We start from the raw sequence: 22,370 nt of genomic DNA, 5'->3' as shown, positions 1-22,370 counted from the left end.
CATTCCGATGGCAAACATCTCGGGCGGTCATGACTCCGGGCCGGGTTTGGTCCAGGCGATGGTGTGCCGGAACGCCAACCGGCGGCGCATCTCGGCGCCCGGCATGACGTCCCGGACCACGGCCCGAAGCTCGTCGAAACTGAGTTGGGGATCGCGTACCGGGAAGGGCGGGGGCACCGGGCCCCCGGGCACCGGCCGCGGATGCTTGATCAGGCCGATCAGCGGGTTGGTCACCGCGGAGGCCAGATCCCATGCGGTGTCACGGACCGAGGCCGGGGCTGTCAGTCCGACGGCCAGGAACCGTCCGCCGGGGTGCAGCAGCCGTTTGACCTCGGACAGCGCCTGCTCGGCATCGAGATGGTGCAGCACCGCGATCATGGTGATGAGGTCGACAGGGTCCTCGAGCTCGGTGAGCTGGGTGTCGTCGACGGTGACATTGGTGAGTCCTGAGCACCGACGTGCCGTCGCACTCCGCATGCCGGCGTCGAGATCCGTGCCGTGGGTATGCGCGAACCGAGTGGCCAGTTGAGCCACCAATTCGCCCTGGCCACAGCCGATGTCGATCGCGGCGCCGCGGTGTGCGGGCAGGTTCGCCAGGATCCAACCGTGGAAATGGTCGTTGTGACTCCACGGGTGCCTGCTGTTGAAGTTGTGCAGTCCCTCGGCGGCCCGCCGGACCACGGGGTGCTCGACGCGACGGATGTCCATGCATCCACTGTGCGCGGCGTTCTCCCGCGAGCAGACACAAAACTGCCCCTTCTCACGTGAGAAGGGGCAGTTTCAGGTCTGTTCGCGGAGGAAGCTACTGGATGTAGCCCGAGGCGGACCGCAGGTGCGCGACTGCGTCGTCCACGATCTTCTCGACCAGCTCGGCGCACGACGGCAGGTCGTTGATGATGCCTGCCACCTGCCCCGATGCCAGCACGCCGGCGTCGGTATTGCCCTCCACCAGACCGGCTTTGAGCAGCATCGGGGTGTTCGCGGCCATCACGACCTGCGACCAGGTGAGCTCTTTGCCGTGCCGCATCGCGAGGCCGTCCTTGACCATCGACAGCCAGGTCATACCCGAGAGCTTCTTGAACTTCTGGGCGTTGCCGACGGCTGCGGCGAAACCGCGTGCCCGCGAACCGCTCTCCAGCTTCTCGACCAGGCCGGTGCGCAGCACCCGGTGCGGCATGCCGTCGACGCGGGTGGACACCACGGTGCCGTCCAGCGCGGACTGCAGGTACCGCTCCTTGACCGCTTCGGGCACGGTGGAGTCCGACGTCAGCAGGAACCGGGTTCCCATCGCGACGCCGGCGGCGCCGTATGACAGTGCGGCAGCCAGGCCGCGCCCGTCGAAGAAACCACCGGCGGCGATCACCGGCATCCCGGTGTCCTTGACGGCATCCAGCACCGACGGCAGAAGCAGCGTGGTCGCGACGGGACCGGTGTGGCCACCGCCCTCGCCGCCCTGCACGATCACCGCGTCAGCACCCCAGCCGGCCACTTTCTTGGCGTGCTTGGCCGCACCGACGGACGGGATCACCACGACGCCGGCGTCTTTCAGCTTGGCGATCAGTTCGGGCTTGGGAGCTAGAGCGAAGGAGGCGACTTTGACTCCTTCGCGGATCAGGAGGTCGACGCGCGCACCGGCATCGCCCGCATCGGCACGCATGTTGATGCCGAAGGGTTTGTCGGTGGCGGCCTTGACCTTGGTCACGGCGGTCTGCAGTTCCTCGAGCGTCATCGTCGCCGACGCCAGGATGCCGAGGCCGCCGGCATTGGAGGTTGCGGCGACCAGTCGTGCACCGGCCACCCAGCCCATTCCCGTCTGCACGACGGGATGCTCGATGCCGACCAGTTCGGTCAGCGGAGTCTTGAGCTTGCCCATTCTTTAGACCTTGACCTCTTTGTCGCGCAACGACTTCGGATCGATGACCTCGCGCAGGAGCTTGAGCTCCTCATCGGTGGCCAGCCGGGTGGTCTCGGCCTCCTGGAGGCCGTGCACCTCGAAGGAGGTGTTGTCGGCGACCTGATCGGCCTCGACCCCGGGGTGCAGGGACACCGCGCGCATCTGGTGGTCGGGGCCGTTGAAGTCGAACACGCCCAGGTTGGACACCACGCGGTAGATGTTGGCGAACCGGTACGCCGGGTTCTCCGGATCGACCTTGTCCCAGCCGATTCCGGAGACGATGTCCACCGAGTCGCAGAACACGCGCTTGGAGTGGTTGCCGACGAAGTAGCTCGTGGCGTGATTGATGCTGTTGCCGGGCGCGCCGCGGACCCCGAACATCTGCCGGGTCGGTTGCTGGATCGGGCCGAAGGCCGACAGGTTCTGGTTGCCGTAGCGGTCGATCTGGTTGGCGCCCATCACCACATGGCGCTTGCCCCAGGCCAGGGTCTCGAAGACCCGGTTGAACGGCATCCAGCCCTCGACGGTGAACGGTGCGCCGATCGCCGGGGTGTCGGCCAGGATCCGGGCCTCACCGTCGGTCAGCACGATGTCGGGGGAGAACGTCAGCCGGGCCAGCCGCGCACCGATCTGGACGACGGTGGTCATCGGGCTGGCCATGATCTCGCCGGCATCGCGGAACAGTTCGGCGCAGGCGACGGCGCACACCTCGGCGCGGGTCACGGCAATCACTTGGCGGCCTCCTGATCTTCCTTGAACTTCCGAACGGCGGCCTGGTAATCGGCCTCGCTACCGGACAGATACGTCTTGACGAACTCGGCCCAGGTCTCGTCGGAGCCTGCGGCCTCTGCGTAGTGGCGCTGGAACTTCTCGTCGCGCCGGTAATCGGGCTCGTTGGTGGTGAAGTGGGCGCCGTTCGGGGCCTCCACCACGGAATCGACCATCATCCGGTTGATCAGCAGGGCCTGCGTCGGAACGGCCTTGACCAGCTCCTCGGTGGAGACCACGCGCTCGACCGAAAGGAAGCGACGCTGCGCCGACATCAGGAACAGGTCGTCGAAGTACGGGTCGATACCCGTGTAGGCCGCGTTGCCCTGGGCGTCACCGAGATTCATGTGCACGAACGCGGCGTCGAGGTTCAGCGCGGGCATCGCGATCAGTTCCTCGTAGGCACCGTCGGTCGGGTACGGCGACTTCACGGTCTTGAGCTCGTCGCCCCAGAACGTGCGGACATCGCTACCCAGACCGGCGCGGATCGGCAGGAACGGCAGCCGCTGGGCGGCAGCCTGCAGGCCGCAGCGCAGCATGCCCTCGTCCATCTCGCGGGCCTCGATCGCACCGGTGGTGCGGGCCTTGGCGAACCACGGATCGTAGAACGGTGGTGAGTCCAGCGAGACGAAGCCGTAGTAGACGCGCTTGACCTTGCCGGCCGAGCACAGCAGGCCCAGATCCGGACCGCCGTAGGTGGCCACGGTCAGGTCTTTGACGTCGGTGCGCAGCAGGGCGCGCACGAAGGCCATCGGCTTGCGCCGTGAGCCCCAGCCGCCGATGCCGATCGTCATGCCGCTTTCGATCGAGGCGACTGCCTCGTCGAGAGTTGTTCGCTTGTCTGCCATGTTATTTCGATCCCTTGTCAGTGCCGGCGAAAGCGTCACGGTGCTCGTCGGACACACCGGACAGGTTGAGTTCGAAGGTGAAGCCCTGCTCCATGCGGTACCGCGCGTTGACGGGCTGCACGTCGATGAAGTTCAGCGCCTCCTTGGCGGCCCGGATCACCCGGGTGTCCTTGCTGGCGATGTCGCGGGCAACGCGCAGCGCGGCCTCGTCGAGATCATCACGCGGTACCACCTCGTGCACCGACCCGAAGTGGTGCAGCGTTTCGGCGGGAACGGTGGCGGCGGTGAAGAACAGCCGGCGCATCAGGTGCTGGGGAACCAGCCGGGACAGATGGGTGGCGGCTCCGAGCGCGCCGCGCTCCACCTCGGGCAGGCCGAACTTGGCGTCATCGGAGGCCACGATCACGTCGGCGTTGCCGACGAGGCCGATGCCGCCGCCCACGCAGAACCCGTTGACCGCTGCGACGACGGGAACCTCGCACTCGTACACGGACTTGAACGCGTGGTAGCAACCGCGGTTGGCGTCGATCAGCGCGCTGAAGCCCTCGGTGTTCTGCATCTCCTTGATGTCCACACCGGCGTTGAAGCCACGGCCCTCGGCTCGGAGGATCACGACGTGGGTGCTGCGGTCGCGGCCTGCCGCGGTGATCGCATCGCCGAGTTCGAACCAGCCGGCCGACGGGATGGCGTTGACGGGCGGGTAGTTGACGGTGACCGAGACAATGCCCGGCTCGACTGTCTTGGTGGTGATCGTCATCAATCCACTTCCTGAAGGGGTCGCTACCTAAGCAAGCACTTGCTTGGTACGCTAGCACAGTGACCGATACGCCAGAAGCCGGTGCCATCAATTTGGGTTTGACCGGCAAGGTGGTCCTGGTGACCGGCGGAGTGCGAGGGGTTGGCGCTGGGATCAGCGCGGTTTTTGCCGGTCAGGGCGCCACTGTGGTGACCTGCGCACGCCGTCCGGTCGAGGGATTGCCCTACGAATTCCACAGCTGCGACGTTCGTGATGACGAATCGGTGGCCGGACTCATCGAGGCCATCGTGGACAGGCACGGCCGGCTGGACGCCGTGGTGAACAACGCCGGCGGATCGCCGTACGTGGCCGCCGCCGATGCGTCGGCCAAATTCAGCACCAAGATCATCGAGCTCAACCTGCTCGGGCCGCTGTCGGTCTCCCAGCACGCCAACGCGGTGATGCAGAAGCAGGAGACCGGCGGGACGATCGTCAACATCTCCAGTGTCAGTGGGCACCGGCCGACTCCCGGCACCGCGGCCTACGGCGCGGCCAAGGCCGGCATCGACAATCTGACCTCGACCCTGGCCGTCGAATGGGCGCCGAAGGTCCGCGTGAACTCGGTGATCGTGGGCATGGTCGAGACCGAGCAGTCCGAGCTGTTCTACGGCGACGCCGAGTCGGTCGCCGCCGTGGCCTCCACCGTGCCGCTGGGCCGGCTGGCCAAGCCCGCCGACATCGGCTGGGCCGCAGCATTTTTGACCTCTGACGCGGCGTCCTACATCAGTGGGGCGGCGCTGCAGGTGCACGGCGGTGGTGAGCCGCCGACCTACCTCGACGCCTCAAGCGCCAACAAATAAGGAGAAACAGCTATGGGATTGCTCGACGGCCGGGTGGTCATCGTGACGGGTGCCGGTGGCGGTATCGGGCGTGAGCATGCGCTCGCGTTCGCCGCAGAAGGTGCCCGCGTCGTGGTCAACGACATCGGGGTCGGCCTGGACGGTTCGCCGGCCGGTGGTGGCAGCGCGGCGCAGAATGTCGTCGACGAAATCGTCGCCGCCGGAGGCGAAGCCGTGGCAAATGGTTCGAACGTCGCCGACTGGGGGCAGGCCGAGGCCTTGATCCAGCAGGCCATAGAGAGTTTTGGCGACCTTCACGTTCTCGTCAACAACGCCGGCATCGTGCGCGACCGGATGTTCGCCAACGCCACCGAAGAAGAGTTCGACGCCGTCACCGCCGTGCACCTCAAGGGGCACTTCGCCACCATGAAGCACGCCGCCGCGTACTGGCGGGCCAAGTCCAAGGCCGGCGAAACCGTCGACGCGCGCATCATCAACACGAGCTCAGGCGCGGGCCTGCAGGGCAGCGTCGGCCAGGCCACCTACAGCGCCTCCAAGGCCGGTATCGCCGCGCTGACCCTGGTGGCCGCCGCCGAGATGGGTCGTTACGGCGTCACGGTCAACGGTATTGCGCCGTCGGCCCGGACCCGGATGACCGAGACCGTGTTCGCCGACATGATGGCCACCCAGGACCAGGCCTTCGATGCCATGGCCGCGGAGAACATCTCCCCGCTGGTGGTGTGGCTGGGCAGCGTCGAGTCAAAGGACGTCACCGGCAAGGTTTTCGAGATCGAGGGCGGCAAGATCCGCGTCGCCGAGGGCTGGGCCCACGGACCGCAGATCGACAAGGGCGCGAAGTGGGATCCCGCCGAGCTGGGCCCGGTCGTCAACGACCTGCTGGCCAAGGCTCGCCCCGCGGTCCCGGTGTACGGCGCCTAGTTTCTCCCTGTTTCGCCGAGACTGCGCTCAGATCGTGAATCCGCCGGATTCGCGATCTGAGCGCAGACTCGTTGTCCTAGAAGCAGGCTCGCCCTTTCCAAGTGAAAAGGGGGACTGCTCACGTCTGGTCGGCGAGCCAATCGCCGAAGCGCTGCCATCCGACCTGCGGGTAGCTGTGGCGCAGACCGTCGATGTCCGCGCTGTAGCCGTGTTCGGTGAGATAGGTGAACATCGCCCGCATGTCGGGGGAGCTGATCTCGGCCGGGTCGGTCGTGACGAGTTCGAACTGGCGACCCAGCGTTTCCTGAAGTGTGGCGGCCATCTGACGCGGTGTCGGCGCGTCGGACGCGACGTCGATACGCGCTCCGATGAAGCGATCCGGAGCGCGCAGAACCGTCGCGGCGAACCGGCCGAAGTCCCGGCGGGAGAGCTGCTGCAACGGGGTGGCGGCCGGAATCGGCAAGCTGAGTATCCCGGACTGTAGTTCGTCGACGCCGCCGAGCATGTTGTCGTAGAAGTAGGTGGGGCCGAGGATTGTGTAGGGCACGCCGGAGTCGACGAGTGCTGCTTCGATCTTCGCCTTGCTGTCGAAGTGGGGGATCCCGGTGTGCCGGTCGGCATTGGCCACCGAAGAGAACACGAGATGCGGTACCCGGGCTTGCGTGGCGGCGGTGATCATGTGAAGGCCCTGCTCCACCTCGGCGTCGGGGCCCTCCTCGAACGGCGTGGTGATTGCGAAAACCCCGGCGACCCCGCTGAACGCGCGCGTCAGTGCGTCCACGTCGTCGAGGTCGGCGGCCGCGACGTCGATTCCAGACTGCAAAAGCTGTTGTGCCCGTGTCGAATTCGGGTTGCGGGCGATCGCACGCACCTGTGATTGGTCATCCGCGAGGGCGGCGGCGACGGCGCCGCCGGTCGCTCCGGTTGCGCCGACGACGGCATATGTGGCTGACACGTGAATGTTCCTTTCGACCGGCCCGCCGGCGTCTCTGCTCAGCGCAGGGGTGGATCCTGCAATCTTGCCGCGCCGCTACTGACAGAGGACGTGGTTCTCCGATCGCCGCCGTCATCGGGCGGTGCTTCGGCCCCCGCAATCAGCGGATTGCGGGGGCCTTCGCGCCTGCTCGTCGGTCAGATGAGGCGGTATCGCTAGGCGGCGTTCTTCGGGGCGGTGTGCCTCTTCTCTGCCTTGTCCTTGGCTTCAACCCGGTCAGAAGCCTTCTTGACCGCGTCCCTGATACTGCGCACCGAGGACGAGACCCGATCACGCGCGTTCTCCACCGCCGCGCGTACCTTGTCACCCGACTCGGTGGCCGCCTTCTTCAGGCCCGGAGCCGCCTTGTTCCCGTCGCTGAGATCCGTTGCGGCAGGACGTGTCTTGGTGACGGTCCGCATTCCAGTAGCGGCCGCACTGACTTGTTGAGTGGCCGTGTCACCGGCGCCCTGAACGTCGTCGGCAGCCGTCTTGACGATGTCGCTCGCTGCGGTCTTGACGTCCTCGATGTCTGACGACACGTTCTCGCGTAATTCGTTCTCGCTCTTCGGGAATGCCTTGTTCACCCGATCGATTACCTCGGCGCCGATCGCCCGGTTGAACTTGGTCACCGAGAAGCTCGCGTCGGCGATGCTCCGGTTGATCGCCGTGGCGATGGCCGCCGGATCACGGGTGGCGAAGGCATCCGTCACCTGCTCGGCCGCGGCGTTGAGCTGCCTCGACAGGGTCCGCACCTGGCGCAGGACCTCGACGTGGAACGGAGTTTCGGGGCCGATCTCGGTGCCGTTCCAGTGCACGACGCGCCAGCCGTCCTCGGGATTTCCCTCCACCACGACGTAACCGGTGTTTCGCAGCGGATTGGTCATCAGCCACATCGGGTCTGCATTTTCCGCATTCAGGAAAACCCAGAACATGATGGCGCCGCCGTGCGAAAATGCCGCCACGTTCCGGTCCCCGTTGTCGTACATGGTCTGAATTGCGCCATCCATACGCGCATCGAATTCCCGCCCGTTGACAGACCCGGGAATGCGGGCGTCGAGATCACCCTGCAGCCATTTCAGCGGCGCCTGCAGGTAGCCTTTGACGGCATCGGATTCCGGGGTTCCCTCGTAGATTCCTGCCTCAATTTCCTGGAGGCCGGGAACGACCTGGATCGGCAGGCCCAGGTACTCCGCCATCGGTGCGGCGGTCAGCTGGGTCCGGACCATCGTGGACGCGTAGATCGCGTCGTAGTTGTTGTCGCCCAGCACGTTGACGATGTCACGGGCCTGCTGCCGGCCCTTCTCCGTGAGGACCGGACCCGGCACGGATGAGTCGGCGACATTCGCCGCATTCGCGGTGGACTCACCGTGACGAATGAACGTGATCCGCATGACTTCCGCTGCGTGGGCGACCGGAATGGCCAAAAGGAATGCCAGGAACATCATTCCCATGCCGGCGAACGTCGCCCGAATGCTCGAGCGTCTCAAATAATTCATATTGCTTCGTTCCTCCAATCATCGATGTGCAGGTGGAGCGAAATGAACGTATGAGTGAATTGGTTGGTCGTGTGTGGATGTCTCGTTGTCCGAGACTGGTTGTTGCACGAATTGCGAATGCGAATGCAAAAGGTGCCCCAGGCCAATTGGCCTGGGGCACCCTTGAACAATGCCGACTGGTTAGGCGGCGTCCTTGTTGGAGGCGGTGTCGCTGCCGGCACCGTCGTTGGCAGCAGCGGTCTTGCCGGCCTTGCTGGTCTGGCCGGTCTGGCCGGTGGCCTTCTTGACCGCGTCGCCGAGCTTCTTGATCGACGACGTCACCTGGTCCTGGGCATCCTTGACGGCGGTCTGAACCTTCTCGCCGGTACGGCTGAGCGACTTCGCGACGCCCGGCACCGCCTTGTTGCCGTCGGACAGATCGGTCGCGCCGCGGGGCTTGACGATGCCGTCGACAGTGGCCTTGAGCTTCGACTTCGCCCCCGCGAGGGATGCGGAATCGGCCGGTTCCGTTGTGTCCGAGACGGTCTCCGTCTCCGGAGCGGACTGGACCTTCTGCTCGACGCTGTCCGTGGTCACCTTCAGCGTGCTCTTGACGTCCTCGACCCCGGTGGACACCTTGTCCTGCAGATCGCTGGTAGTGCCCTGGATTGCATTGCTGACGCGCTTGATGATCTGAGCGTTGACAGCGCGGTTGAACTTGGTGACCGAGAAGGTCGCGTCGGCGACACTGTGGTTGATGGCCGTCGCAATGGTGACGAAGTCACCCGTCTTGAAGGCCTCCTTGACCTGGTCCGCGGCGGCGGTCAGTTGGCGCGACAACGTCCGGAGCTGGAGATTCACCTCGTGCCCGAAGGTCGGTTCCGGGCTGAACTGCTTGCCGTTCCAGTTCACCAGGGTCCAGCCGTCCTCGTTGTTGCCCTCGATCACGACGTAATCGGTGTTGTTCAACTGGGCTGTCTGCAGCAGTTGGAGCTTCTCCATCACGGTGAGGTTCTGAACGTTCATCAACGTCCAGAACATGATGGTGCCGCCGTGCGAGAACACCACTGCGTTGCGGTCGCCGTTGTCATACATTGTCTGCAACGCGCCCCGGACCCGCTCGTCGAACACGTAGCCGTTGAGGTTGGTACCCGGCATGTACGTGCTCTTGTCGAACGGGATCTGCGGGATCACGCCCGGGAGCGCCCATGCGATCGGATACAGGCCGTACCCGCTGGCAGCGTTCGCCTCCGGGGTGCCCTCGAAGGCTCCCGCCTCGATCTCCTGCAGGCCGGGCAGAACCTGGATCGGCAGGCCGAGGCGCTGCGACATCGGTGCGGCGGTGAGCTGGGTCCGCACCATGGTCGACGCGTAGATGGCGTCGTAGTTGTTGTCGCCCAGCTTGTCGGCCACGGCCTGGGCCTGCTGCTGGCCCAGCGGGGTAAGAACCGGACCCGGGGTCTTGGTGTCGATCAGGCCGGAGGCGTTGCCCTCTGACTGCGCGTGACGCACGAATGTCACGCGCATGACCTCGGCGGCATGGGCCACTGGCATCGCCAGGAAGAAGGCGAGGAATGCCAGGGCGACACCCCCTAGTAGACTTCGATACCGTGACGCCGGCGCGTCACCTCTGCGGCGGTTCATGTGCTTCCTCCATTGTGGCTGTTGGGATTTCACGTGACCTGCCGGTGACACTGCGTTGGCCGGCCAGAAATATTGTCTGGCGAATTGCTGTGGGGGCGAGCAGTTATCCCGTTGAGCGGGAAGGTATTTGACAAATTTCAGGCGCTGCTCTAAATCGGGTCAGATACAGGTCGATCCCCCTCCTCATGCGAGGAGGGGGATCGAGCCGGTTGGTATTACCTTGCTGTGACGCCTATTTCACGCAGCGTCCTTCGATGCGGCTTTCGGCTTGCCTGCACTGTTGTCCTTGGCTGCCTTGTTGGTCTTGTCGGCACCCGCGAGCTTCTTGACGGTTTCGCGTGCCTGCTTGACCGAGGACTCGACCCCGCTGCGCACGTCGTCCGCGGCCTGGTTGACCCGGTCGCGAACTGCCGAGACAGCCTTACCCGGCTCCGCCTTGTTGCCATTGGTCAGCTTGGTGGCGCCGTTGGCGGTACGGGCGGCGGTGATCTTGGCCTGTACCGGCTCGGTCACCTTCTCGACTGCCGATGTGGCGTCCTCGGCGACGTTTTCGACGGCGGCCTTGGCGCCATCGGTGGCGCCCTCGACGGCGGTCTTGGCCTTCTCGGCGAGATCGCCCGCTGCCGGGGTGCCGCTGTCGGCGACGACGTTGAGGGTGTTGACCTTCGACACCTGCGATGTCGACTGACCCAGCGAGCCGGGGATACCGGTGATCGCGTTGACGGTGTCGGTGATCGAGTCCTTGACGAACTTCACGCCGGCCCCGGCGACGTCCTGCACACCCTGCGCCCCGGTGGTGACGATGGCTTCCGGATCCAGGGAGAGAACCGGAATGCGCATGTTGTAGACCGCCTTCTGCGGGGCCACGATCAGATCGCGCACGTTGACGAACATCTTGGTCGCGTAGTCGGCGTCGCCGACCTCCTGGCCGTTCCAGCTCACCAGATGCCAACTGCCGTCATCGTTCTTCTTGACCACCACGGTGTCGGTGTTGTCGAGCGTGTTCGCCAGGAGCGCCAAGCTCGGATTGTCGACGTTCATCAACGTCCACATCATGATGGTGGCGCCGTGGGAGAACACTGCGGCGTCGATCTCGCCGTCACCGTTGGTGTCGGTGGTGCCGGATTCAACATCGGCCAGCGCATTCGTGACGCGCTCGTTGAACTCGAGACCGGTCTCGCCACCGGGGATCGGGACGAACTGCAAGCCCATCGTCCACGCCAATGGGGCGAGGATGTAGCCGATGCGGCCGATGCCCTCTTTTTCGGAAAGGCCCTCGAATATGCCGGCACTGATTTCCTGCACGCCGGAGTTCCGCTGCGGGTTGTTCGGATCGTAGGAGCCCAGGATCGTGACCGGCAGCCCGGTCTTGTCGGACAACGGCTTCGCGGTCTCTTGGGTGCGGATCATGGTCGAGGCGTAGAGAGCGTCGAACGGCGCGGCCGTTCCGGTGCAGGAGGTGGCACACAGCGCGTCAGCGAAGTTCTGCGCCTGCTGTTCGCCGGTCAGTCCGCCAGTCTGGTCCACCTCGTCATTGGTCAGGTGGGGTCCGGGCGTGCTCGTGTCGATGTATCCGGAGGCGTTGGCCTGTGACTCGGCGTGCCGGATGAACGTCACGGTCAAGGCGGAGGCGGGCAGGGTTGCGGCGGCGAACAGCGAACACGCGGTCAGCGCGGTCGCGGCGGCGCCGGCAGCCCGGCGGCGGGTGGGTCGTTGCATAGGGTCTCCATCGAGTTCACGAAACTGTGGGCTGCCGCTCACCTGCCGTTCACTGTGGGCGCGCTCACAGAACATAATCGAAAAACTGTTAACCCGTCAATTCTGCTACCGAGAGTTGCGTAATTGGCCAGCTCCAGGACACCTGGCAACGCAAAGCGCCCCCGACCTCGAGGTCAGGGGCGCTTTGGGTGAACGTTTGTTATGCCGGGTCGCAGATCACGATCGGGATCTTGCGGTCGGTGTAGGACCGGTAGTTCACGAAGTCGGCGTACATCGCGTCCAGCTTGGGCCAGTACTCGTCGCGCTCGGCGTCGGTGGCGTCGCGCGCGGTGAGCTCCAGGGTCTCGTGCTTGGTCTGGAACTTCACCCGGGGATTGGCCACCAGGTTCAGGTACCACATCGGGTTGGTGGCCCGGCCGCCCTGCGAGGCGACCAGCACGATGCGTTTGCCCTCCTGGAGGAACAGCAGCGGGCTGTCCCGCTCCTCGCCGGACTTGCGTCCGATCGTGGTCAGGATGCCGACTTCGGCGCCGCGCAGGAACTTGTCCCCGAAGCGTCCGCCCGTCTTCTTGAAGATCCAGGTCTGGGCGCGCGACATCCACTTGATGGCGGTGCCGGTCGATTTCGCGTTGAGGCGCTCGACCTGTTTGGCGTTGAGCGGGCGGGGGGTGTTGGCCATGCGGAGGACCTTAGCGGCTGATGAACGGGGTAAGGGAGGCGCGGATGTGGTGGATCTTTCCGTCCGACGCCGGGATCAGGAACGTCTCGTCGACGTGTGAGCACACCCGCCGCCCGAACAGGCGCGGTTTGGTGAGCACGTCGAAGCGGGCGCGGACATGATCACCGTCGACGGTGAACTCCGGCGGCGTCGTCTCCTCGATCAACTTGAACTGCGGACCGTTGTTCAGACTGCGGCGCAGGTGATCTCCGGAGCGTCCGGTCTTCAGCCCCATCTCGATGCGGATGCAATCCGGCGTGAACGGGACGGCGTCGGCCTGATGGGTCACCAGCGCATCGATGTAGGCCTGTGCGGCCGCGATGCGCTCCGCGTCACTGAAGGTCACTAGAGGCGCTCGATGATCGTGCCGGTCGACAGCGCGCCGCCGGCACACATCGTGATCAGTGCGGTGCTCTTGTCGGTGCGCTCCAACTCATGGAGGGCCGTGGTGATCAGGCGGGCGCCGGTGGACCCGACGGGATGGCCGAGGGCGATGGCACCGCCGTTGACGTTGACCTTGTCCATGTCGGCGCCGTGCACCCGGGCCCAGGACAACACCACCGAGGCGAACGCCTCGTTGATCTCGACGAGGTCGATGTCGCCAATCTTCATGCCGGCCTTTTCGAGGACCTTCGCGGTGGACTGCACCGGGCCGTCGAGGTGGTAGTAGGTCTCGGCGCCGACGTTGGCCTGGCTGATGATGCGGGCGCGCGGCTTGAGGCCGAGGGCCTTCGCCTTGTCCTCGTCCATCCACAGCACCGCTGCAGCGCCATCGGAGATCTGCGACGAGGTACCGGCGGTGTGGATACCGCCCTCCATGACCGGCTTCAGCGCGGCCAGGCCCTCGAGGGTGGTGTCGCGCAAGCCCTGGTCACGGCTGACCGTGTTCCATTCGGCGGTCGGCTGCTTGTTCTCGTCGATGACCGGCGCCTCGATCGGGGAGATCTCGCGGTCGAAACGGCCCTCGGCCCAGGCCTGCTTGGCCCTGGCCTGCGAGGCGAAGCCCAGTGCGTCGATGTCGGCGCGGGTGATGCCGCGGCGCTTGGCGATCCGCTCGGCGGCTTCGAACTGGTTGGGCAGGTCGATGTCCCACGACGCGGCGCGAGCCCCGCCGCCGTTGGCGCCCAGGCCGACCCGGCTCATCGCCTCGATGCCGCAGGCGATGCCGATGTCGATGGCGCCGGTGGCGATCAGGCCCGCGACCAGGTGGTTGGCCTGCTGGGCGCTGCCACACTGGCAGTCCACGCTGGTGGCGCCGACGTGCTCGGGCAGTCCGGCGATCAGCCAGGACTGACGGGTGACATTGTTGGCTTGCTCGCCGTACTGGGTGACGCAGCCGCCGATGACCTGCTCGACACTGCCGGGGTCGATTCCGGCCTTCTCGATGAGGGCCTTCTGGACGGCTCCGAGAAGCTCGGTGGCATGCAGGCCGGACAACCAGCCGTTGCGCTTGCCGATGGGGCTGCGGGTGGCTTCGACGATGACAGGGTTACCCATGAAGCCAGGCTAGAACACGTTTCATTACTCTGACAAGCGCGGATGCATCACTACCTTTGATCTGCGGTCAAGGCGTGTTTCAATGGTCTCAATTGGTACTAGACCACGTTGTTTCAAGCATTGCTGGCTACGCGCACGGCTTGCTACAGACACTAGGAGTTAGACACATGGGCTGCCCGAACATCCCCAAGGATTTCGACTTCCTCGATTCCGAGCTCAACCTCAGGGGCCTGCCGGTCGAAGAGCTCGCCGAGCTTCGTAAGGCCGAGCCGGTTCGCTGGGTCGACGTGCCCGGCGGCACCGGAGGCTTCGGCGACAAGGGCTACTGGTTGGTCACCCGGCACGAGGACGTCAAGGACGTCTCACTGCGCAGCGAGGTGTTCTCCAGCGCGATGAACGGTGCGATCCCGGTCTGGCCGCAGGAGATGACCCGTGAAGCGGTCGACCTCCAGAAGGCCGTCCTGCTCAACATGGACGCCCCCCACCACACCCGGCTGCGCAAGATCATCTCCCGTGGCTTCACCCCGCGTGCCCTGGCGCGGCTCGAGGACGAGCTGAACAACCGCGCTCAGCAGATCGCCAAGAACGCCGCGGCGTCGAACACCGGCGATTTCGTCGAGCAGGTCTCCTGCGAGTTGCCGCTGCAGGCCATCGCCGAACTGCTCGGCGTGCCCCAGGACGATCGCGACAAGCTGTTCCGCTGGTCCAACGAGATGACCGCCGGCGACGATCCCGAGTACGCCGACGTCGATCCGGCCATGTCCTCGTTCGAGGTCATCACGTACGCCATGAAGATGGCCGAAGAGCGTGGCAAGAACCCGACCGACGACATCGTGACCAAGCTGATCCAGGCCGACATCGACGGCGAGAAGCTCAGCGACGACGAGTTCGGCTTCTTCGTCATCATGCTGGCAGTCGCGGGCAACGAGACCAGCCGCAACTCGATCACCCACGGCATGATCGCGTTCTCGCAGAACCCCGACCAGTGGGAGCTGTTCAAGCGGGAGCGGCCGAAGACCGCCGTCGACGAGATCATTCGTTGGGCCACGCCGGTGTCGGCCTTCCAGCGCACCGCCAGCGAGGACACCGAGATCTCGGGTGTCAAGATCAAGGCCGGCGAGCGTGTGGTGATGTCCTACCGCTCGGCGAACTTCGACGACGCGGTGTTCGAGGACCCGTTCACCTTCAACATCCTTCGCGATCCCAACCCGCACGTCGGCTTCGGCGGCACCGGGGCGCACTATTGCATCGGAGCCAACCTGGCTCGCCTGACGATCAACCTGATCTTCAACGCGGTCGCCGATCACATGCCCGACCTCAAGCCGGTCGGTGATCCCGAACGGCTGAAGTCCGGCTGGCTCAATGGTATTAAGCATTGGCCGGTCGACTACACGGGCACTTGCCCCGTCGCACACTGAGCGCACTGTCGTCTAAACGGATCAAGGAGGATTCGGGTGGATTTCACACCGAACCCAGAGCAGCAGGCTGTCGCCGACGTGGTGACCTCTGTTCTGGAACGCGACAACACCTGGGATGCACTGGTTTCCGGTGGTGTCGCGGCGCTGGGAGTGCCGGAACGACTCGGTGGTGACGGTCTGGGCCTGCCCGAGCTGTCGACGGCGTTGACCGAGATCGGCCGGCACGGCACGACCGGTCCGGCGCTGGCCACCGTCGGCCTCGGTCTGGTGACGCTGCTCGACCTGGCTTCTGACGCCCAGCAGGACCGCTACCTCGCCGGTGTGGCGACGGGCGCGGTGCTCTCGGCGGCGCTCAACGAGCCCGGGCAGTCACTGCCGGAACGTCCCGCGACCAACTTCGCGGAAGGCAAGCTCAACGGCACCAAAATCGGTGTGCCCTATGCCGAGTCGGCCAAGTGGCTGGTGGTCACCGCCGACAACGCGGTGGTGGTGGTCTCGCCCGAGGCCGACGGCGTGACGGTCACCAAGACCCCGACCTCCAACGGTTCCGACGAGTACGCGGTCACGTTCGCCGACGTCGCGGTCGACGCCGCCGACGTGCTCGACGGCGCGAGTGCGCACCGGGTCAACCAGTTGGCGCTCGCCGCCACCGGGGCGTTCGCCGCCGGGCTGGTGGCCGGCGCACTGCGGTTGACCGCCGACTATGTGGCCACCCGTGAGCAGTTCGGCCGTCCCCTCTCGACGTTCCAGACGGTTGCCGCACAGCTGTCCGAGGTCTACATCGCCTCGCGGACAATCTCTTTGCTGTCCACTTCGGCTCTGTGGCGGCTGTCCGAGGGGCTCGACGCCGACGAGGATCTGGCAATTCTGGGCTACTGGCTCACCTCGCAGGCCGCGCCGGCCATGCGGCTGTGCCATCACCTGCACGGCGGTATGGGTATGGACATCACCTACCCGATGGACCGCTACTACTCCTCGATCAAGGATCTGACCCGGCTGTTGGGCGGTCCGTCGCATCGCCTCGATTTGGTGGGAGCGTAATGTTCATCGATCTGACGCCCGAGCAGCGCGCGCTGCAAGCCGAACTGCGGGAATACTTCTCGACTCTCATCACGCCCGAAGAGGCCGCGGCGATGGAGTCCGATCGGCACAACGAGGCCTACCGTGCGGTGATCAAGCGCATGGGCAGCGACGGCAAGCTCGGCGTCGGCTGGCCCAAGGAGTACGGCGGCCTGGGCTTCGGCCCGGTCGAGCAGCAGATCTTCATCAACGAGGCCAACCGCGCCGACATCCCGTTGCCGATGGTCACGCTGCAAACCGTGGGACCCACCCTGCAGGCACTCGGCACCGAGGCGCAGAAGAAGAAGTTCCTCCCCGGAATCCTTGCCGGCGAAGTGCATTTCGCGATCGGCTACTCGGAGCCCGAGGCTGGTACCGACCTGGCTTCTCTGCGCACCACCGCCGTCAAGCACGGTGACGAATACATCGTCAACGGGCAGAAGATGTGGACCACCGGCGCCCATGACGCCGACTACATCTGGCTGGCCTGCCGCACCGACCCGGAAGCCGCCAAGCACAAGGGCATCTCGATCCTGATCGTCGACACCAAGGATCCCGGCTACTCCTGGACCCCGATCATCCTGTCGGACGGGGCGCACCACACCAACGCGTCGTACTACAACGACGTGCACGTTCCCGCCGACATGCTGGTCGGCGAGGAGAACGGCGGCTGGAAGCTGATCACCACCCAGCTCAACCACGAGCGGGTCGGCCTGGGCCCGGCCGGCCGCATTGCCGGAATCTACGATCAGGTGCACGGCTGGGCTTCCAAGCCCGGCTCGGACGGCGTCACGCCGATCGAGCACGACGACGTGAAACGCCTTTTGGGGCAGATCAAGTCGATCTGGCGGATCAACGAGCTGCTCAACTGGCAGGTGGCCGCCTCCGGCGAGACCATCGCCGTGGCCGATGCCGCTGCCACCAAGGTGTTCTCCACCGAGCGCATCCAAGAGGTCGGCCGCTTGGCCGAGGAGATCGTCGGCAAGTACGGCAACCCGGCTGACTCGGAGACCGCCGAACTGCTGGTCTGGCTGGACAAGATGGCCAAGCGCAACCTGGTGATCACGTTCGGCGGTGGCGTCAACGAGGTGATGCGCGAGATGATCGCGGCGTCGGGTCTGCGGGTGCCGAGAGTTCCTCGGTAGAGCGAAGGGTTGAGATGAGCGCGAATCTTCAGGCAGGGATCGACCAGATCATCGCGTCCGGGACGAGCCAGCCGACGGTTGCTCGGGACCCGGTGAATCAGCCCATGATTCACCACTGGGTCGACGCGATCGGCGACAAGAACCCGATCTACGTCGACGCGGAGGCCGCCAAGGCTGCGGGCCATCCCGGCATCGTGGCGCCGCCGGCGATGATCCAGGTCTGGACCATGATGGGCCTGGGCCGCACCCGGTCCGACGATGATCCGCTGGGCCGGGCGATGAAGTTGTTCGACGATGCCGGGTACGTCGGCGTCGTCGCCACCAACTGCGACCAGACCTATCACCGCTACCTGCAGCCCGGCGAACAGGTGGTGATGAGCGCCGAGATCGTCGGCATCGTCGGTCCCAAGCAGACCGCGTTGGGTGAGGGCTACTTCATCAATCAGAAGATCCGCTGGCACGTCGGTGACGAGGAAGTCGCCGACATGGACTGGCGCATCATGAAGTTCCTCCCGGCCGCCAAGCAGGCAGCCGCGGAGGCCGCCGAAACCGAGGCGATCCCGGAGGATCTCGACCCGGACAAGCTGATGCGACCGTCCTCGTCGCGGGATACCAAGTTCTTCTGGGACGGCATCAACGCCCACGAGCTTCGGATCCAGCGCCGCCCCGATGGCACATTGCAGCACCCGCCGGTGCCCGCGGTGTGGGCCGACAAAGATGCCCCGGCCGATTACGTCGTGGCGTCCGGCAAGGGCACGGTCTTCAGCTACGTCGTGCACCACGCGCCGAAGGTGCCCGGCCGCAGCCTGCCGTTCGTGATCGCCCTCGTCGAACTCGAGGAGGGGGTCCGGATGCTGGGCGAGCTGCGCGGGATCGCCGCCGATCAGGTGAAGATCGGAATGCCGGTCTCTGCAACCTATCTCGACTTCCCGGACAGTGAGATCAGCCCGGCCTGGACGTTGTACGCATGGGAGCCACAAGCATGAGCCTGACTGTCTCCGACGTTCGAGTCGGCACCACACTTCCCGAACTCAAGATCTACGGCGACCCGACGTTCATCGTCTCCACCGCCATCGCGACGCGTGACTACCAGGATGTGCACCACGACCGGGACCTGGCGCAGGCCAAGGGTTCCAAGGACATCTTCGTCAACATCCTGACCGACACCGGCCTGGTCGGTCGGTACGTGACCGACTGGGCGGGTCCGAACGCGTTCGTCAAGTCGATCAAGCTGCGCCTCGGGGTGCCGTGGTACGCCTACGACACCATCACGTTCACCGGTGAGGTCACCGAGATCGAGGGCGACCTGGTGACACTGAAGGTGGTGGGCAGCAACAGCCTGGGCAACCACGTCATCGCCACGTCCACACTTACTTTGGGGGACAACTGATGCTCTCCGGCAAGGCAGCCATCGCCGGTATCGGCGCCACCGATTTCTCCAAGAATTCCGGTCGCAGTGAGCTGCGGCTGGCCGCCGAGGCCGTGCTCGACGCCCTCGACGATGCCGGCCTCAAGCCGTCTGATGTCGACGGCCTGGTGACGTTCACGATGGACTCCAACCTTGAGACCGCCGTGGCGCGGTCCACCGGGATCGGGGACCTGAAGTTCTTCAGCCAGATCGGCTATGGCGGCGGCGCCGCAGCCGCGACCGTGCAGCAGGCGGCTCTCGCGGTCGCCACCGGTGTGGCCGAAGTCGTTGTGGCATACCGGGCTTTTAATGAGCGCTCGGAGTTCCGGTTCGGTCAGGTGATGACGGGCCTGACCGTCAACGCCGACTCGCGCGGCGTCGAGTACAGCTGGTCCTACCCGCACGGGCTGAGCACCCCGGCCGCTTCGGTGGCCATGATCGCCCAGCGGTACATGCACGAATACGGCGCCACGAGTGCGGATTTCGGTGCTGTGTCGGTGGCCGACCGCAAGCACGCCGCGACCAACCCGAAGGCGTTCTTCTACGGCAAGCCGATCACCATCGAGGATCACCAGAATTCGCGGTGGATCGCCGAACCGCTGCGGCTGCTCGACTGCTGCCAGGAGAGCGACGGCGGCGTGGCCATCGTCGTCACCACGCCCGAGCGGGCCAAGGATCTCAAGCACCGGCCGGCGATCATCGAGGCTGCCGCCCAGGGTGCAGGCACCGACCAGTTCACCATGTACTCGTACTACCGCGACGAGCTCGGTCTTCCCGAGATGGGCCTGGTCGGCCGTCAGCTCTGGGAGCAGAGTGGTCTGTCGCCCGACGACATCCAGACCGCGATCCTGTACGACCACTTCACGCCGTACACGTTGATACAGCTCGAGGAGCTCGGCTTCTGCGGTAAGGGCGAGGCCAAGGACTTCATCGCCGGCGGCGCCATCGAGCTCGGCGGCCGGTTGCCGATCAACACCCACGGCGGTCAGCTCGGCGAGGCCTACATCCACGGGATGAACGGCATTGCCGAGGGCGTCCGCCAATTGCGGGGTACCTCGGTCAACCAGGTCGACAACGTCGAGCATGTGCTGGTCACCGCGGGAACCGGGGTGCCGACTTCGGGATTGATCCTCGGATAAAGGTGCATCGCCACCCCCGATCGGCACGGTAATGTTTGCTCCGGATGTGCATCACGCGTAGAAGGGGGCCGTGGCATGGGGATGCCGCGCGACAGCAGCCCGTACGGGTCGCAGACGTTGCAGGGACCGGCTTGGCCGAATATCGATGAAGACCAGTTGACCGCTGCTGCGGCGTCGTACACGAAGGTCGCGACCAAGATCAGCGGCCACGTCGTCCCGCAGCAGACCAACCAGCTCTCGAAGCTGACCGGTGAGTGGCAGGGCGGCGCATCGGTGGCGGCATCGGGTGAGGCGACCACGATGATCGCCGGCCACGAGGCGAATGCAGCTCAGGCGCAGGCCATCGCCACCGCGTTGACCACGATGGCGGCTTCCGTGGTGCAGACCAAGACAACGCTCAACGCGGCCGCCGAAGAGGTCCAGCAGGAGGTCACCGCCCTGCAGGCGTTGCCGTTCAGCAACAAGCAGGAGCTGATCGAGAGCCGGATCAAGATGGGGCTGTCGCAGAACATCGCGACGGTCTCGGCCGCCAGCAGTGAGATGGCCAGCAGCCTGGGCACGATAGCCAACCTCCCGCAGGTCGGCACCCCACCGACGGCTCAGGCGACACAAGCGGCCCAAAAGGGCAGCGAGCAGATGATGCAGATGATCAGCCAGCTCCCGCAGATGCTGGGCCAGATCCCGCAGATGCTCGGGCAGATTCCCCAGCAGCTCTCCCAACCGCTGCAGCAGTTGTCGCAGCCCCTGCAGCAGCTCACGCAGATGCTGGGCTCGGGCGGCAAGGGCACCGGCGGCGGGCCCAGCCCGTTCTCGGCGTTCTCGAACCACCCGCTGGCCGGGGGTTCCGGGCCGAGCAGCGGCGCGGGGATGGTCAAGGCGGCGGGATTGCCCGGTGGCTCGGGTGGCGGGAGTCCGCAGACACCCCTGCTGTCGAAGATGGTCGGTGGCGGTACCGCACCGGTTTCCGTCGACGCCGGGGCCAGTGCCGCCGTTATCGGCGGCGTCGCGCCGGTGGCTGCCGCCAACGCGGCGGGCGGCATGGGCGGTGGCATGGGCATGATGGGCGGCGGCCAGCGCGCCGGTGGCGGCGGCGGGACGACGTCCGGACTGGCCGTCCCGGCCCCGCTGGAACACGAGTTGGGCGATGGCGATGATGACTTTGACGACTGGTGATCTGACGCGAGGAGGGGACCGATGACCGCACCGATGCAGACGCCCGGCGCACTCAACTGGAGTGCCGCTGGAATCGAGCTACCGGACATGCCGCCGATCCAGGCCGGCGAAGACGCCATGAGCATGACCATCGCCGGCATCTTGCCGACCCTGGCGGCGTCGCTGACCACGAACGTGACGGCCCTGTCGGCCAAAGAGAACATGTTCAACGCCAAGCTTTCCGACGCCCAGGGCGCCTACGAGAAAGCCGACGAATCCGGTGGGCAGGGCGTCGGTCAGCTCGGCCAGATGATGGGTCAGCTGGGCCAGATGGGCCAGATGGCCGGCCAGCCCGCCCAGATGGCGGGTCAGATGGGCGGCCAGTTCGGCTCGCTCATGGAGCCGCTGATGAAGGCCATGGAGGGCGCCAAGGGCGACGGTGCGGGGAAAGACGGTGCGCCAGGTGCCGGCCAGCCCGGCGGCCCGGGTGGCCCCGGCGGTCCGAACCCGCAACAGCAGCAGGAAGAGCGCGAGGCCAAGCTCAACGACCGGGACAAGCAGCAGAACGATCGGGAGACGGCCCAGAACGACCGCGACGCTGCGCAAGACCGGCGTGAAGCGGGCCTGGATGCTCGTGAGACTCAGATGACCGACCGCACCGGTGGGGCTGCGTCGTCGGCGCCGCATTCGGCGCCTCCGGTCACGCATTCGGCCCCGCCCGCTGCGTCTGCACCGCCCGCTGCCGCACCGAGCCAGCCGGCTCCCGGCCCGGTTCCGGTGGCACCCGAGGCCCCACGTCACTCCGGTGGCGACGATCTCTGGAAGCGGATGTAGCGAAGTTCTTCACTGTGCTGCGGGCGTCGGTGTGAACCGGCGCCCGTTGTGCGTTCTCTGGCCGCATTCGGCGATTACGAATCCCGTTGCCGCCCAATGCCCCAAAACGACGATGGAGTGGCTGTCGAGGTCGACAGCCACTCCATCGTGACAAAGCGGGTG

22 protein-coding genes are annotated in these 22,370 nt (G+C 65.8%); 10 read left to right on the top strand and 12 right to left on the bottom strand.

Translation table 11 applies throughout. The features are described from left to right. Positions 1 to 27: 27 nt before the first annotated feature. The 5 genes from TX88_RS25260 to echA20 form a co-directional block, all read right to left on the bottom strand. Positions 28 to 708 carry a class I SAM-dependent methyltransferase gene (locus tag TX88_RS25260; RefSeq protein ID WP_044520702.1) on the bottom strand — a complete coding sequence of 227 codons (681 nt, stop codon included), beginning with the start codon at positions 706 to 708 and terminating at the stop codon, positions 28 to 30. 94 nt (positions 709 to 802) lie between these two features. Next, positions 803 to 1,873, bottom strand: a complete 1,071-nt coding sequence (ipdC, locus tag TX88_RS25255) for a (3aS,4S,5R,7aS)-5-hydroxy-7a-methyl-1-oxo-octahydro-1H-indene-4-carboxyl-CoA dehydrogenase (RefSeq protein ID WP_044520700.1) — start codon at positions 1,871 to 1,873, stop codon at positions 803 to 805. Positions 1,874 to 1,876: 3 nt separating this feature from the next. After that, on the bottom strand, positions 1,877 to 2,626 hold the full coding sequence (gene ipdB, locus TX88_RS25250; protein ID WP_044520697.1) for a cholesterol ring-cleaving hydrolase subunit IpdB: 750 nt from the start codon (positions 2,624 to 2,626) through the stop codon (positions 1,877 to 1,879). Continuing rightward, on the bottom strand, positions 2,623 to 3,510 hold the full coding sequence (ipdA, locus tag TX88_RS25245) for a cholesterol ring-cleaving hydrolase subunit IpdA (protein WP_044520695.1): 888 nt from the start codon (positions 3,508 to 3,510) through the stop codon (positions 2,623 to 2,625). The genes ipdB and ipdA overlap by 4 nt, the downstream gene beginning before the upstream one ends. 1 nt (position 3,511) lies before the next feature. Next, positions 3,512 to 4,267, bottom strand: a complete 756-nt coding sequence (echA20, locus tag TX88_RS25240) for a (7aS)-7a-methyl-1,5-dioxo-2,3,5,6,7,7a-hexahydro-1H-indene-carboxyl-CoA hydrolase (RefSeq protein WP_044520693.1) — start codon at positions 4,265 to 4,267, stop codon at positions 3,512 to 3,514. Positions 4,268 to 4,326: 59 nt separating this feature from the next. Here echA20 and TX88_RS25235 point away from each other — a divergent pair, with 59 nt between their 5' ends. Further along, on the top strand, positions 4,327 to 5,106 hold the full coding sequence (locus TX88_RS25235) for an SDR family oxidoreductase (protein WP_044520691.1): 780 nt from the start codon (positions 4,327 to 4,329) through the stop codon (positions 5,104 to 5,106). A 12-nt stretch (positions 5,107 to 5,118) separates the two neighbouring features. Then, a complete protein-coding gene (locus TX88_RS25230) occupies positions 5,119 to 6,024 on the top strand; it encodes an SDR family oxidoreductase (RefSeq protein ID WP_044520687.1) in 906 nt (301 codons plus the stop codon). A gap of 118 nt (positions 6,025 to 6,142) precedes the next feature. On the opposite strand, the gene TX88_RS25225 is transcribed toward TX88_RS25230, so the two are convergent. The 7 genes from TX88_RS25225 to TX88_RS25195 form a co-directional block, all read right to left on the bottom strand. Continuing rightward, complete coding sequence (locus tag TX88_RS25225) at positions 6,143 to 6,979, bottom strand: NmrA family NAD(P)-binding protein (RefSeq protein ID WP_244438612.1); 837 nt, start codon at positions 6,977 to 6,979, stop codon at positions 6,143 to 6,145. Positions 6,980 to 7,173: 194 nt separating this feature from the next. Then, the gene (locus TX88_RS33540; RefSeq protein ID WP_244438610.1) at positions 7,174 to 8,451 is read right to left on the bottom strand and encodes a histidine phosphatase family protein; all 1,278 of its coding nucleotides are present in this window, start codon (positions 8,449 to 8,451) and stop codon (positions 7,174 to 7,176) included. Between the two features lie 225 nt (positions 8,452 to 8,676). Then, a complete protein-coding gene (locus tag TX88_RS32925; protein WP_049925362.1) occupies positions 8,677 to 10,119 on the bottom strand; it encodes a histidine phosphatase family protein in 1,443 nt (480 codons plus the stop codon). A gap of 237 nt (positions 10,120 to 10,356) precedes the next feature. Further along, positions 10,357 to 11,838, bottom strand: coding sequence for a histidine phosphatase family protein (locus TX88_RS32920; RefSeq protein WP_049925360.1), 1,482 nt, complete (start codon positions 11,836 to 11,838; stop codon positions 10,357 to 10,359). 199 nt (positions 11,839 to 12,037) lie between these two features. Further along, the gene (locus tag TX88_RS25205) at positions 12,038 to 12,517 is read right to left on the bottom strand and encodes a nitroreductase family deazaflavin-dependent oxidoreductase (protein WP_044520684.1); all 480 of its coding nucleotides are present in this window, start codon (positions 12,515 to 12,517) and stop codon (positions 12,038 to 12,040) included. A gap of 10 nt (positions 12,518 to 12,527) precedes the next feature. Then, on the bottom strand, positions 12,528 to 12,902 hold the full coding sequence (locus TX88_RS25200; RefSeq protein ID WP_044520682.1) for a DUF8021 domain-containing protein: 375 nt from the start codon (positions 12,900 to 12,902) through the stop codon (positions 12,528 to 12,530). Further along, the gene (locus tag TX88_RS25195; protein ID WP_044520680.1) at positions 12,902 to 14,053 is read right to left on the bottom strand and encodes a steroid 3-ketoacyl-CoA thiolase; all 1,152 of its coding nucleotides are present in this window, start codon (positions 14,051 to 14,053) and stop codon (positions 12,902 to 12,904) included. The genes TX88_RS25200 and TX88_RS25195 overlap by 1 nt, the downstream gene beginning before the upstream one ends. Positions 14,054 to 14,220: 167 nt before the next feature. On the opposite strand from TX88_RS25195, the gene TX88_RS25190 reads away from it, so the two are divergent. The 8 genes from TX88_RS25190 (at position 14,221) to TX88_RS25155 (ending at position 22,208) form a co-directional block, all read left to right on the top strand. Further along, positions 14,221 to 15,471 carry a cytochrome P450 gene (locus TX88_RS25190; protein WP_044520678.1) on the top strand — a complete coding sequence of 417 codons (1,251 nt, stop codon included), beginning with the start codon at positions 14,221 to 14,223 and terminating at the stop codon, positions 15,469 to 15,471. A gap of 36 nt (positions 15,472 to 15,507) precedes the next feature. After that, positions 15,508 to 16,512 carry an acyl-CoA dehydrogenase family protein gene (locus tag TX88_RS25185; RefSeq protein WP_044520676.1) on the top strand — a complete coding sequence of 335 codons (1,005 nt, stop codon included), beginning with the start codon at positions 15,508 to 15,510 and terminating at the stop codon, positions 16,510 to 16,512. Then, a complete protein-coding gene (gene fadE29 / locus TX88_RS25180; RefSeq protein WP_044520675.1) occupies positions 16,512 to 17,675 on the top strand; it encodes an acyl-CoA dehydrogenase FadE29 in 1,164 nt (387 codons plus the stop codon). The genes TX88_RS25185 and fadE29 overlap by 1 nt, the downstream gene beginning before the upstream one ends. A gap of 14 nt (positions 17,676 to 17,689) precedes the next feature. Further along, a complete protein-coding gene (locus tag TX88_RS25175) occupies positions 17,690 to 18,661 on the top strand; it encodes a bifunctional MaoC family dehydratase N-terminal/OB-fold nucleic acid binding domain-containing protein (protein ID WP_044520671.1) in 972 nt (323 codons plus the stop codon). After that, positions 18,658 to 19,065 (top strand): MaoC family dehydratase, encoded by a 408-nt coding sequence (locus tag TX88_RS25170; RefSeq protein WP_044520669.1) that lies wholly within the window; start codon positions 18,658 to 18,660, stop codon positions 19,063 to 19,065. Before TX88_RS25175 ends, TX88_RS25170 begins: the two co-directional genes overlap by 4 nt. Beyond that, the gene (locus TX88_RS25165; RefSeq protein WP_044520668.1) at positions 19,065 to 20,222 is read left to right on the top strand and encodes a 17-hydroxy-3-oxo-4-pregnene-20-carboxyl-CoA lyase; all 1,158 of its coding nucleotides are present in this window, start codon (positions 19,065 to 19,067) and stop codon (positions 20,220 to 20,222) included. The genes TX88_RS25170 and TX88_RS25165 overlap by 1 nt, the downstream gene beginning before the upstream one ends. Before the next feature lie 75 nt (positions 20,223 to 20,297). Next, positions 20,298 to 21,395 (top strand): hypothetical protein, encoded by a 1,098-nt coding sequence (locus TX88_RS25160; protein ID WP_044520667.1) that lies wholly within the window; start codon positions 20,298 to 20,300, stop codon positions 21,393 to 21,395. A gap of 21 nt (positions 21,396 to 21,416) precedes the next feature. Next, complete coding sequence (locus tag TX88_RS25155) at positions 21,417 to 22,208, top strand: hypothetical protein (protein ID WP_044520666.1); 792 nt, start codon at positions 21,417 to 21,419, stop codon at positions 22,206 to 22,208. Positions 22,209 to 22,370 lie beyond the last annotated feature (162 nt).

Source organism: Mycolicibacterium septicum DSM 44393 (genome assembly GCF_000455325.1).
In the GTDB taxonomy this organism is placed as follows: Bacteria; Actinomycetota; Actinomycetes; order Mycobacteriales; family Mycobacteriaceae; genus Mycobacterium; species Mycobacterium septicum.
Note: the sequence above shows the minus strand (reverse complement) of the source record. Positions and strands in the feature narration are given on the sequence as shown.